General features: G+C 38.4%; 9 protein-coding genes. All 9 read right to left on the reverse strand.

Annotated elements, in window-relative coordinates; genetic code table 11:
• Nucleotides 1-7: 7 nt before the first annotated feature.
• Entirely contained in the window at nt 8-1,414 is a 1,407-nt protein-coding gene (locus GQR94_RS01425; protein ID WP_158973660.1) for a sulfatase, read from the reverse strand.
• 2 nt (nt 1,415-1,416) lie between these two features.
• The gene (locus GQR94_RS01430; protein ID WP_199271515.1) at nt 1,417-3,279 is read right to left on the reverse strand and encodes an alpha-L-fucosidase; all 1,863 of its coding nucleotides are present in this window, start codon (nt 3,277-3,279) and stop codon (nt 1,417-1,419) included.
• A gap of 45 nt (nt 3,280-3,324) precedes the next feature.
• Nucleotides 3,325-4,833 carry a sulfatase gene (locus GQR94_RS01435; RefSeq protein ID WP_370458268.1) on the reverse strand — a complete coding sequence of 503 codons (1,509 nt, stop codon included), beginning with the start codon at nt 4,831-4,833 and terminating at the stop codon, nt 3,325-3,327.
• A gap of 3 nt (nt 4,834-4,836) precedes the next feature.
• Nucleotides 4,837-6,768, reverse strand: coding sequence for a glycoside hydrolase family 97 protein (locus tag GQR94_RS01440; RefSeq protein WP_158973662.1), 1,932 nt, complete (start codon nt 6,766-6,768; stop codon nt 4,837-4,839).
• 275 nt (nt 6,769-7,043) lie between these two features.
• On the reverse strand, nt 7,044-7,289 hold the full coding sequence (locus GQR94_RS01445; RefSeq protein ID WP_158973663.1) for a hypothetical protein: 246 nt from the start codon (nt 7,287-7,289) through the stop codon (nt 7,044-7,046).
• 150 nt (nt 7,290-7,439) lie between these two features.
• On the reverse strand, nt 7,440-9,065 hold the full coding sequence (locus GQR94_RS01450) for a sialate O-acetylesterase (protein ID WP_158973664.1): 1,626 nt from the start codon (nt 9,063-9,065) through the stop codon (nt 7,440-7,442).
• 4 nt (nt 9,066-9,069) lie between these two features.
• Nucleotides 9,070-10,458 carry a sulfatase gene (locus GQR94_RS01455; RefSeq protein WP_158973665.1) on the reverse strand — a complete coding sequence of 463 codons (1,389 nt, stop codon included), beginning with the start codon at nt 10,456-10,458 and terminating at the stop codon, nt 9,070-9,072.
• A 19-nt stretch (nt 10,459-10,477) separates the two neighbouring features.
• Nucleotides 10,478-12,022, reverse strand: coding sequence for an arylsulfatase (locus GQR94_RS01460; RefSeq protein ID WP_158973666.1), 1,545 nt, complete (start codon nt 12,020-12,022; stop codon nt 10,478-10,480).
• A gap of 273 nt (nt 12,023-12,295) precedes the next feature.
• Entirely contained in the window at nt 12,296-13,048 is a 753-nt protein-coding gene (locus GQR94_RS01465; protein WP_158973667.1) for a T9SS type A sorting domain-containing protein, read from the reverse strand.
• Between the last annotated feature and the right edge of the window lie 4 nt (nt 13,049-13,052).

Raw genomic sequence — 13,052 nt, forward strand, 5'->3', positions numbered from 1 at the left:
CCAAGCTTCAGTTGGAAAGTGGTTTAGGGTTCTCTACATAAGCGGCAGGCCTGTTATGTACATTGATATCTTCCTTAAAGGCCTCGATATAATTGGTTAACCTTGCAGCTATAGAATCTTGTACTGAGATAACATTGGTCGTTTCCCCGATATCTTCATCAAGATTATAAAGCGCTGGTGCTTCATCCCCTTTTATGCGGAGCTTCCATTTACCCGACCGGACCGCTTCAAGAACGTTTTCCTTATAATAAAAGAACATTTTATGTGGACTTTTCTTGTTTTCGCTTAGCACGGACCAAATATCCTTTCCATCTATGACTCTGTCTTCGGGAATTTTAGCGCCTGCTAGTTTAGCAAAGGTTGGCAGCATATCCATTGTGGAAAGAAGCGCATTGCTGATTTGCCCTGCAGGAATTTTTTTAGGCCAACGAATCACGGCCGGAACACGCATACCCCCTTCGAAGGTACTTCCTTTCTTGCCCTTCAATGGAACGGCACTACCTATGGAGGGACCATTATCGGAAGTAAAAACTACCATAGTATTATCATCGATTCCGTATTTTTTCAGGGCATCCAAAATTTCTCCTACTGACCAATCGATTTCGTTAATGGCATGGGCATATATTTTATCACGGGTTCTATAATCGATAGTACCGTTTTCATTCCCTAAGGCCTCTTTTATGTCGACGGGAACATTTTTCATTACCTCTGGGGAAACATGTATCGGACGATGCGGAATAGGATGTGGTACATACAGAAAAAATGGGTGGTCCTTGTTTTTCTCGATAAAATCTATAGCTTGTTCCGTTATTCTTTGGGTCAGGTAATCCGCATTAGGATCCCTTTCCACAACCTGTTCTCCCTCCAACAAAGGAAGTGGTGGAAACTGGAACTTTTTCTGCTTTGGATGGTAAGGATGAATATCATGACTATATGGAATTCCGAAGAATTCATCGAAACCCTGTTGCGTTGGTAAAAAAGAAGGTTGATCTCCCAGATGCCACTTTCCGAACATCCCCGTTTTGTAGCCTACCGTTTTCAATACTTCGGCAATGGTGATTTCCTCAGGATGGAGTCCCTTTGCATCCGCCGCAAGCAAAACAGCACCACGCGACCCAGTGGCCATATCGTTGCGCTTTGGGTAGCTTCCGGTCATCAATGCCGCACGGGATGGCGTGCAAACCGGGGCAGCTACATAAAAGTTCGTAAGTCGTACTCCTTCGCGAGCCATTCTATCGATTCGCGGTGTGTTCACATGCTTACCCCCAAAACAACCCAAATCGTTATACCCTTGGTCATCTGTAAAAATGATGATGAAGTTAGGTGCTTTTCCTTCTTGGTTTCTGGCTGGTTGTGAACAACCGAAAAGGGTTGCCAAAAGTAGAATGATGCATAAAAATTTTATGTCCCTCATATTTATTGTGGAATTAATGTAATGTCCCGCAACGTCATTAAACCCTGATGATATACTATTGCCTCCTCTGTTATATGAATTGGTTTGATGATCAGTTTGTGACGCCCTGGTTCGAGTTTTACTTTGCCTAGATTAAATGTTTTATAGTTTACACTTAAAGGTGATTCTTTTGCTTTTGGCTTCTTATCTATTTTTTCGACGGTATGTTCAAAAGTTTGGTCGGCGATTTTCAGTTCAAAAGATCCTCCGTTAGTGAGGTTAGCATAGGTTATTTCAACTGCATAATCTCCTTCTTCCTCTGCCAGCAACTCCCATTCTACCCAGTCTGATTTTTCTGTCCATCCCTTTAGGTTTTCACGCTGTGAACCTGATCCCGTGCCATAGTAAAAATAGAGTTGCTCACCATGTACCTCGGCGAAAGCAGCGGATAAGAAATACCCTCCTTTGGGCACTTCACGCATATGATCCACGGATTCAAGTTTTTTTGCAAATGCGCGAATGGAATTATCTACCTTGGCAGCTTCTTTGAGTTTAACCTTTACTACGGTAGCCATTGGATCTGGTGATATTTTGGGAACCGTAACTACTACCGTACTCTCTTCTTTCCTATATTCCAAAGATGTGCCGTTCACCGATAGACTAACGGATTCAATCTCTGACAGCAACCCGGGAATCACTAGTTTTTCATCGCTCGGCCAGTCAAATACCTGATAGTATAACACATTTCCTTTTTGGGTACAGGTGCCCCATTCCAATAGGTAATGTGGCCCTTTTTTCGCTCCATAGATAGATTCTCCATTGGTCTTTAACCATTTCCCTACCTTATCCAGTTTATTGATACTAGATTCTAAAAAACCGCCTTTTGGAGTAGGTCCTAGATTCATTAAAAAATTGCCGCCTCTCGAGGTAGCGTAACAGAGTTTGTACAAAGCCCATTCAGCAGTTTGTGATGTATTGGTTCCATCATAAAACCAACTCCCATCAAACTTGGCACAACCCTCCCAATGCTCATTCTGGTTGCCTACATATGGCAAAAAATTTTCGGGCGACTGATGGTCGCCTTCGCCTCTCCTTCTTTGACCTATACGGTTCGCTAAAACGGTGTTGGGCTGGAGTGTCCTTATTTTATTCCTAAATTCTGTAGCACGCTCTACTGTCCAGCTATTAACCCATTCGCCATCGAACCAAACGCTTACCATAGGGCCATAATTGGTCAGCAGTTCTTCTACCTGATTGAGCATAAACTCGTGATAATTTTTATAATCAGCGTTTCCGATTTCTTTACTATAATCAGGATGATAGAGATCCCAAACAGAATAATAGACTCCGAACAACATGTTGTATTTCTCACAGGCAGCTGACAACTCTTTAATGGGGTCTCTTTTAAAAGGGGTTTGGTCTACAATATCATAGTCGGTATGCTGAGAATCGAACATGGAAAACCCTGCGTGGTGCTTTGCGGTAATAACCATGTATTTAAACCCTAGATCCTTCGCCTTTAGCACCCATTCCTCCGCATTGAAATCCATAGGAATAAATTTGGCCAGTGTATCTTGTGGAATTATATATTCTCCTCCCGAGCGTTGCGGACCCCAATGTAGAAATAGGCCGTATTTGGCGTCCGCCCAATTTTTCATACGCAGTTCTCTTGCATTGGCTGTTTCTCCTGGAAACCCTAAAACAGGTTGTTCTCCCACTTGAAATTGTGCAAACCAAGGCAGGTCTTTCTTTAAAAAAGCAGATTTCTCTAGTGGATCACCCATATAGGAGCTCTCCGTTAGGTTCTTTGAACTTTTGGTTTCATTACAAGATGAAACTGTAAATAGAAGGGTTAAAGATAGAATGCTATAAATTATTCGATACATAGGTTTGCTTTATTTAGTATTTTTCATGGTTTATATATTTATTTTTTAAAACTGCAACTTTGAAATTGGTGGAAGCGGTACGTTATTTTCTTTACGCCATGTGGTAAGTTCCTTCAACATTTTTTTTGCTATTTCTGGTTCTTTTTCAAAAAGGTTTATACTTTCCTTTAAGTCTTCCTCAAGATTGTAAAGTTCTACAGTTTCATTATTGAGAAACTGAATAAGTTTCCATTTTCCTTTTCTAATAATAGAACAAGGCGGGTCTTTATAGGTACTGGCTATGTGCCAAAAAAGTGACCGTTCTTGAAAAGAGTTGCCTTTTAGTATTGGAACAATGCTTTTTCCATCCAACATTTCTGAATAATCGGTAATACCCGCTAATTCAAGGAACGTTGGAAAGTAATCCAGACCATGAATGGGAACAGTGCTTCGATTCGGTTCAATGTTACTTGGCCAGTTCACAAAAGCGGGTACTCTCAACCCTCCTTCATAAACGTTTCCTTTGGCTCCACGCAAGCGTTTATTGACAGATTGCAGTCCATTGAAACCATTATCGGAGGTGAATATAATAATTGTATTTTTCCTTAGATTATTAACATCCAAATAATCCATGATTCGCCTCACATTAGCATCCAATGATTGAATCATGGTGGCGTACCCTGCCATTTCTTCAAGATTTTCCTCTCCTTGACCCGTCATGGAATCGCCTTTCTTTTGCAGAAATTTATCCATCCATTCTTTATTCCTAACTACCGTTGGACGGTGTGGTGCATAGTAGTGCAGGTTCACAAAAAAGGGTTTCTCTTTGTTTCGCTGTATAAAGTCCAGTGCCTCATCAGTGAGTCTATCGGTCAACCACTCATCGGTAGGCTTATCCGCAATGAACGGATTTTTAAAAGGTGCCCGGTAGCCTCCGCTTTCGGCTTGATAACCCTTGTCATATCCTCTGGCTGGATCTCCCCACCAAGTACCCCCAACGTTTTCATGAAATCCTCTTCCAATGGGGTAATATTGCTGTATACCTTCACTTTTATGGTTTTCTAACCAATCTAAATTGGCATTTGGAGGCTGCCTAAGCGGTTTATCAAATGGATAATCTGTTTCATTCTCAGGATGAGGCCCTACAATATGCCATTTCCCAATATGAATAAGTTTATAACCAGCTTCTTTTAGGGGTTCTGCATAAACAGGATGTTCTAAACCAACAGTCCAACGTGAAAAAATATTAGTTTGGTTGTTGTCACGCTCTAAAACAGGTACATTATAAACGTCTGTTCTAAATGATTGACGACCTGTTAGTAATGCTGCTCTTGAAGGTGAGCAAGTTGGATACATATATGCTTGATTAAAAACCAAACTTTCTTTAGCTAGTTTGTCTAAATTAGGAGTTTCAAACCATTTACTTCCCATAAAACCAACATCTTGCCATCCTAAATCGTCGGCCATAATGAAGATGATATTAGGTTTTTCAACTTTGGAAAAACTATTATTCGTTTTACAAGAAAACAATAAAATAAGTAAAAAAATAAATAAATTTAATTTAGTCATAATCATAAATTATTCTGGTCTTATCCACATACAATGTCCTCCACCTGGAGCCATTTTAACTTTTATAACGTCTCCTTTTTTTACTATACCTGTTCTAACTTGATACGCTTCAGGATTGGTTTTACAATGTGTTTCTGGTGTATCTTCATAAAAAGTTACCTTGTAATTTTCACCTTCTTTTAGAAAATCTAAATCTATATTGAGTACGCCTCCTTTTTGATTGTAAACAGAGCCTATAAACCATGCCTCACCATGTCTTCTGGCTGTAGAAATATATTCCCCCATTTTTGCATGCAACACCTTGCTCTCATCCCATTTACCTACTGGCATTTTTTGAATAAACTCAAATAAATCTGCTTTTTTAGTATATGCTTCAGGAGCATCTGGAATACACACCAATCCGCTATGAATTATCAATGTTCTGGCAGCTTCTGACGCTACAGTAGACAAATAAGAACCTATTATCTTGGGGCCCTTCTCTCTACTTCCGTCATTGATTCCCGTTAAATCAAAATTACCATTGTTCATATCCAACGGACCTTGAATTGCATTAATCAAAGCCATACGGATAAACGTCTCTGGCGTAAACGCTTTTCTAGAATCTTGTTGTGCATGACAATATTCTTTTGTGATGGCATTCGGAAATGTTCTTTCGATACCCGTAAATGGTACTGGACCATCGTGAAAATCTATAAGTAATCGGTTTTCGGCACTCGCCTTTATTGCATCTTTAGTAAACGGAACATTACTTCCCATAAACCCATACTTGATGCCTTTCATACCCAATGAACGATAATATTTAAAAAGTTCATCGTCCCCATACTCTCCGTGTCTCCTATCATAATAAAGCAATAGTTGTACGTCTTTTTCATTGGCATAATCTATTACCTGCTGTAAATCTAGTTTATCGGATAGTTCAAAATGACCTTTTGTGACTTTGGTGTACCAAGAGTCATCTATTAAAAAATACTCAATTCCCTTTTCAGCAGCAAAGTCGATGAACCGCATATAACTTTCTGTATCGATACCATAGGTAAATCCGTCGTCCGCTGTGTAGCCATGCACCCTCCAATCCCAAAGGGTTTTACCAGGGGTTACCCAAGACGCATCCTGTAATTGATTAGGTGTTGCCAGATTGAGAGGAACGGTATTGGTGACCAAATCTCCAATCCTATCTTCCACTAAAATAACACGCCATGGCGTGGTGGTTTTAGCTCCTTTAAGCTTAGTCTTATTTGAGGATGTTAGTAGTCCTTTTTCAAGATTGAACTTAAAATTGATGACATCAAATTCTGGTGCCGCATAAAGGTCAGATTCTAAAATTGATAGGTATGTTTTTTTGGATTGCTCAACAACTAATGGTGTCAATAAACTAGGTTTATTTCCCCCTAGCTTAATTTCATTGATGCTAAAAGGCCCAATGGGGCTATTTTCCCCTGAAGAAGAATATAAGGCATCCGTACCGCTTAAATTATACTCACAATAAAAATCAGCTTCCGTAGCTTCTTCATAGCCTTCTATTTGGTATCTAAATCCAATTCCTTTATCATAAATACGCACAAAAAGTTTTGCTTTCTTACCGTCTAAATCAATATCCAAAACCAACTCATTGTATACATCTTTAATTTCGCTGAATTGACCCCAAACAGGTTCCCACATCTTACTTTCAAATGTTAAATTCGAACCTATTATTTTGGTTTTCGTAACATTTGATAAAATTGCTATTTCTGATGAACCGATCAGTTCTTTACCTTTTTTTAATAGAGTATAACTTATCAAATCATTCTTGTTCTGCATGATAAGCGATAGTTGACCTTCAGGGGAATGTACCGTAAAATCGTGGAACTTGTCAGCACATCCGCCAAGTACAAAACCTACTATTATAAGTAAAAAATAATATGTACGTTTTAAAAACCTATTTTTTTTTAATTTTAATTTCATGTAATTATTCATTTTTTAGCTTCCAAAAACCTCAAAAATACTTATAGCTTACTGCTATATCCTTGATGCTTATACTTTTATTACAGCTAGGGACAAAAAAAGATAGAAGTGTTTTTCTAAATCTGCATAGTTCTGAATATGTTTACCCACCGTATCAATAAAAGCAGGCAATACCCTTTTCAAAATCAAAAGAATACGCCACTCAACATCTTTCCTTCCTTTTTCTTGATTAAATCCATGATATTCAAAAAAAATATTTAATCTAATTAACCTCATTATGTTCTAACATTGACTATTGGGTTTTCAAGAAAATAATACCCCCCTTCTAAAAAGACGGTAATATCCGCTGTCATTCCACTAGTTGCCCCAGCAACTTTTTCTATTGATGTTGCTAAAGAACAAGGACTTCCTTCTGAGCATGAATCGCCACTTCCGTTTGGACTGGCATAAAAATTTTGCCCAAATGCATTCGACATACAAAGTATGGCTATACAACTATAGGTTGATCCAAAATTTTTCATAATTACTTTAAATTAAATGGTTTATAAAAATTTAGATTTGGTTTAGAGAAATACTTCAAACTATTATGCACTAACTAATAATTAAGAAGACTTACAATTTCCCTGATACTAACTGCATATAATCTTATGCAATTTGCTGCGCACTTAACATCACTCTTTATCATATAAATACTCTCTGAGGTAAGGGGGTAAAAAATTACTTTCTGACTGCCATTCGAAACTATCGGTCCTAAATGGTAGCATGGGAATGTTCGATTCGTTATAAACAAATACCTCCGCAGCATCATAAAGGGCAAAGCGCACATTCAAGGGTTTCTTTACTTCTGCAGAAAAAACTTTAATGGTTTTCCCATAAATAGTAGCCTCCGCCATGCGATATATGCCATCAAGCCCAGCAATTTGAAACCCTTTAAGCGTATCTGATGTACAAATGAGTTTTTTGGCATGATCGAATGACAGTTTCACATGATCTCCTTGCAACTGCATCTTTGAAAGTTTTGGCCCATGTGGGCTGCTACCTTTCGTCTTGTACACCTCACCTAAGGCCATCTTCGTGAAGCGCTCTCCCACCAATTGCTTCTTTCTTGGATGAATATCGGTTAGATTACCAACGTCCATGGTACTTATAATTTCGCAGTTATTCGTTCGGTTCGCCACTTCTACTTGTGCTAACCTAATCTCTGCTTTGTGCATGTCCATAGGTTGCTGGCTTACGTGGGGTGCCAGTAATGCAATGTAAAATGGAAGATCACCTTGATCCCATTCCTTTCTCCAACTGTTTATAAGTATCGGAAGTAATTGTTCGTATTGCTTTCCTCTGCCTGCATTTGACTCTCCCTGATACCAGAGAATACCCTTGATCGTGTAAGGGATAATGCCATACAACATCGCATTATAACAATGTGATGGTCTATGCTGATTGGTCGGCTCTGGGTTTCTCGGTTTTGTAGGTGGTTCAACTCCTTTTTTATTTGACTCTGTAACTTGCTTATTCCAATCTTTGATCACCGTGTTTTCATGTTTTAACATGAGGCTGTCCATATCTTTAAGCATACGGTCAAAATCTTGTAACACAGGCCTGAAAAATGATTGTTTCTCTAATACCTCACGAGAAATCCAAGACTCAATCGTGCTGCCACCGTAGGCATTTACTATGATGCCAATGGGGCATTGCAGTGACCTATTTAAATTCTTACTAAAATGATATCCGACCGCACTTAATTGACCCAAGGTTTTCTGATTGACTACTATCCATCTTCCCTCCACTTCTGTAGTATTTGGACTTGTGAGCTTTTTAGCCTCAAAGTAGCGAAGCTCCCTATTTACATTTTTCGGTTCAAGCTTATACTCGTCTGTGCGCTCCATAGGCCAGACCATATTAGACTGTCCCGAACACAACCAAACCTCTCCAATGAGTACATCCTTTATTCTAATTTCATTTTCCCCTGACACAACAAGTTCTTGGCTCTGGCCTGATTCAGGCGTTTTAATTTTTATCATCCATTTTCCATCTTCGCCTGCTGATGTAGTATATATCTGTTGACTCCATGTTCCTCGAACAGAAATCTTCTCACTTGGATTGGCCCAACCCCAAATATTTACCTCACTTGATCTTTGGAGCAACATATGATCAGAGAAAATATCTGGCAACTTTACACTAGCAAACGAGAAAGTCGAGGAAATTAGAAAACAGATGAAAATACATCCTAAATGGACTGGTTTTAGCTTTGCTTTTATTCCTACTAAACCTGCGCGATTTTTAAGTATCATTTTCATTTTTTTATTGATTATTGTTGATTGTGGGCATTTCAGCATCTACTATCATTTGCCAATCTTTTAACTTCAGAAGTAAATTTTCCTTTATTTCGGGGTATTTATAGACGAGGTTATCTGTCTCTTGCAAATCTTGTTTAAGATTATACAAGTGCACACTATCCGACTCAAACTCCCAAATAAGTTTCCAGTCGCCCTCACGGATGGCAGAAGCCATAGTAAGTCCGTCTTTTCTATAATGGGGAAAATGCCAGTACAAAGGTCGCTCCTCCATTTTCTCATTATCTAATAACAACGGTAGCAGGCTTTCTCCTTCTAACAACATGGTATCTGCAGCCTCAATACCGACCAAGGCCATAAGCGTAGGAAAAAAATCTACACTTGTTACGGGGGTATCTTCAATTTGCCCTGCATTAATTTTTCCCGGCCAACTTACAGCCAATGGCACCCTTATGCCTCCTTCGTACAAGGATCCTTTCTTATCTCGTAATGGAGCATTGCCCCAGAGTCCGCCATTATCCGAATAAAAAATTACCAAAGTATTCTCTAGTAAATCAGAATTCTTTAATTGACGCATCACTTTTCCCACGTTTTGATCTAGTTTTTCTATCATGGCAAAATAAGTGTTGCCTTTGTACTGATCGATAGTTTCTTGTGGGGCTACTAGTGGCGTGTGCACCGTGTAAGTAGATAAGTATAATAAAAATGGACTTTCCTCATTTGAGGCAATAAAATTGACGGCTTCTTGACCTAATCTATCAGTGAGATATTCATGTTTTTTATTTTCGGGAATGGTAGCATTGTGAAACGGAGCGAACCAACTTTTGGGTTGGCCATAAGCACAACCACCAATGTTTAGATCAAACCCTTGATGCTCTGGATGATATTGCGCATCCACAACCCCTTCACTATGGCTAAATGCAGAGCCTGAACCAGCCAAATGCCATTTACCAAAGAACCCCGTCGTGTATCCATTCTCCTTCAATACTTCAGCGATGGTAATTTTCTGCAATGGTAAATGATCTAGAAAAAAGGCTTCTTTTAATCGATGACCTTTATTTTGGCGTTCTATATACCCCTCCATATCTCGTCCAGGAATATGGCAAGTAGTTTTCAAGGCAGCTGGGGATTTCCCCGTTAAGATACTGGCTCTTGTGGGCGAACATACAGGTGCCGCTGCATAGGCTTGGGTGAATATCATACCACTCTTCGCTAAAGCATCAATATTAGGCGTCTGAATTCCTGGTTTGTGCTTCATATAACCCACGTCTGAATACCCTAAATCATCTACTAAAATAAACACAATATTTGGTCGTGTTTCATTTTTTGGTAGGGCTTCGCAACCCCACCCTAAAAACATAAATACTATACAAACACATAAAATACGTTTTCTCAATTTGCAACTCTTTTTATAGTTATTCACTTATTACCCTACTATATCCTTGTACCTTATACTTTTCCAATAATTGACTTAGTTCTTGCACCGTTTTAGGGTTCTTCATATAAAGATTGTTCTTCTCTTGAGGATCGTTCTCCATATCATATAAAGTTCCAAGAGCCTCCCCTTCACTAAATTCTATTATTTCGGGTACTGAGAAACCTCCTGAACCCAAGTGTGCTGTATATTTCCACTTCCCTTTTCTGATTGCAAATGCTCCATGTAAGGAATGGTGAATGGTAGCCTCTCTAATAGGTTTTTCAGCCACACCAATGTATGCTGGCCATAAATTAAAACTATCCTCTCCTGCATTTTCGACTAAAGGCTTATCCAATAAACCAGCCATAGTAGCCAATAAATCTGTGGTACAAATAACCTGACTTGATTGATGCCCCGCAGGAATCACACCCTTCCACTGGGCTATATAAGGCACTCTATGACCGGCCTCATAAATATCTGCTTTGCGCCCTTTATAAATATAATTGGCTTGATGACCCGTTTTTTCTTTATCGTCTGGTCTCCAGTCAGATCCATTATCTGATGTAATAATAATTAGCGTATTTTCTTCTACGCCCGCATCTTTTACTTGCTTAATTACTTTACCTATCATATCATCTACCATTACTACAAAGTCCCCATAAGTATCAGCATTGGACTTTCCTTGATAGCCCTCAGTCGGTAACCATGGTGTGTGTGGTGCAGGTAAGGGTAGATACAGAAAGAATGGTTTTTCTTGATTGGCTTGGTCAGCAATGTATTGAGTAGCCGAGTCAACAAAAGAGGGAAGTACCTGATCAAAGTCGAACGATTGGGCTACTTTCCCTGGTCTCCAAAAGACGCCTCTTCCTGCATCCTGTTGCTCTTTACCTTCAGTGTATTCAAGTGGTTGTTCTACAACATAACCATCGCGAATATATACATAGGGACTCATATCCAACGAAGCAGGGATAATTAACGAATGGTCAAACCCATGATCTGCCGGACCACCACCAACGCGTTTGGAATAATCAACATTATCTTCATAACCTTTAGGCACATTTTCATTCCATTGGATATCTTTTATTTCTTTAGATTCATCTTTCTTAGGCCAGTCAAGTCCTAGATGCCACTTACCTATACAGGCAGTTTGATAACCGTTTTGCTTCATGAAAGAAGCAACAGTTTCTCTTCCTTCTTCGATTAAGGATGGCGTATAACCCCAAGTAACGCCATTTTTTAATCTAGTTCTAAACGCATAACGACCTGTTAAAACACCATATCTGGTAGGTGTACAAACTGCAGAGTTAGTATGAGCATCTGTAAAATGTACGCCGTTCTTTACTACTTGATCCATGTTAGGGGTAGGGATTTTAGAATCTGGATTCAAGCTTTTCAAATCTCCGTAGCCCATATCATCTGCTAAAATGTAAACGATATTGGGATGTTTAATTGTTTCAGCGGATTTATTTTGTTCCTTTTTTGACGATTCACAGGATATAAATAGTAGCGCAAAAATTATAGTACTAAATTTTATTGTATTCATTTCTTTTTGTATTAAAAAAACACGCAAAAACAATACTTTAAATTGTATATTAAAAATAGAGGAGTAAATAATATACTCCCCTATTTGTTAATTGTACTATAGCATTACTTATTGCATATATTAATAAAAACTATCTAGATTTTTTTGGTAAAAAATTTAAAATTTATCCGATTGATCTAGGTAGAAAACACTTTTTATTTTTTTGATATAAACCTAAAAAGCAATTGTGGTGCTCATTTTTGGTTTAAATATCAAAATGCAGTATAATTACATCTACTTCTTAATAAATTTTATCGAATGCGCCCCTCCCTTAGTATCGTGTAACTGAAATACATAAACACCCGACAACAAACTATTCACATCTACAGAAACTTCATTACTATGTTCTGCATTATTTTCAGTTATATATTGTTCTCCTGAAAGACCTACTACTTTCCATGAACTTATACCTTCCTCATTTTTTAGACTTGCAGTAAAATTTTCAAAAGTGGGATTGGGATAAATCACAAGAGAAATATTGCTATTTGTACTAGTAACACTTTCTTCTTCCATATAAAAAATCTCCATGTAGCTTTCGTCTTCTGATACGAAACTTGCTTTTGTCAGCGGTTTTGGCTCGAACCCAGAAAAAACAAATTTAATCTTATCCCCATCAGACCAATTTTTTCCTGTTGTGATTACTTCAGTCAGAATATTTCCTAGCTCTGGGCTATCTTTAAGTTTACTTTTACCATAACTATTCCAAGGGCTGGTATTCCATTCTACTTCTTCACCAGAAACATTTAGCACCACTTTAGATGGTATTTCTCTTATATCCGTTTCTGAGACATGAAAAATTGCAGACAAAATAGTATGCGATTTTGACAATTCGACAGGAAAGGTTAGTGTAATATCATTTCCTGCACCACTATACGTCCACTCCATTTGGTCAGAGGCTATTTTAATCGTTTTAACATTTTGATGTTCTTGGGCATAAGACACTGTCATCAATAGTATTAAGGCAATAATGCTTATATATTTTTTCATCTTA

It is taken from the genome of Cellulophaga sp. L1A9 (assembly GCF_009797025.1).
GTDB lineage: Bacteria > Bacteroidota > Bacteroidia > Flavobacteriales > Flavobacteriaceae > Cellulophaga.

What these genes read in the sequence shown, in the direction of transcription:
- GQR94_RS01460 (WP_158973666.1), bottom strand. Translation starts at nt 12,022, where the DNA reads ATGAATACAATAAAATTTAGTACTATAATTTTTGCGCTACTATTTATA.
- GQR94_RS01465 (WP_158973667.1), bottom strand. Translation starts at nt 13,048, where the DNA reads ATGAAAAAATATATAAGCATTATTGCCTTAATACTATTGATGACAGTG.
- GQR94_RS01440 (WP_158973662.1), bottom strand. Translation starts at nt 6,768, where the DNA reads ATGAAATTAAAATTAAAAAAAAATAGGTTTTTAAAACGTACATATTAT.
- GQR94_RS01445 (WP_158973663.1), bottom strand. Translation starts at nt 7,289, where the DNA reads ATGAAAAATTTTGGATCAACCTATAGTTGTATAGCCATACTTTGTATG.
- GQR94_RS01435 (WP_370458268.1), bottom strand. Translation starts at nt 4,833, where the DNA reads ATGATTATGACTAAATTAAATTTATTTATTTTTTTACTTATTTTATTG.
- GQR94_RS01450 (WP_158973664.1), bottom strand. Translation starts at nt 9,065, where the DNA reads ATGAAAATGATACTTAAAAATCGCGCAGGTTTAGTAGGAATAAAAGCA.
- GQR94_RS01425 (WP_158973660.1), bottom strand. Translation starts at nt 1,414, where the DNA reads ATGAGGGACATAAAATTTTTATGCATCATTCTACTTTTGGCAACCCTT.
- GQR94_RS01430 (WP_199271515.1), bottom strand. Translation starts at nt 3,279, where the DNA reads ATGTATCGAATAATTTATAGCATTCTATCTTTAACCCTTCTATTTACA.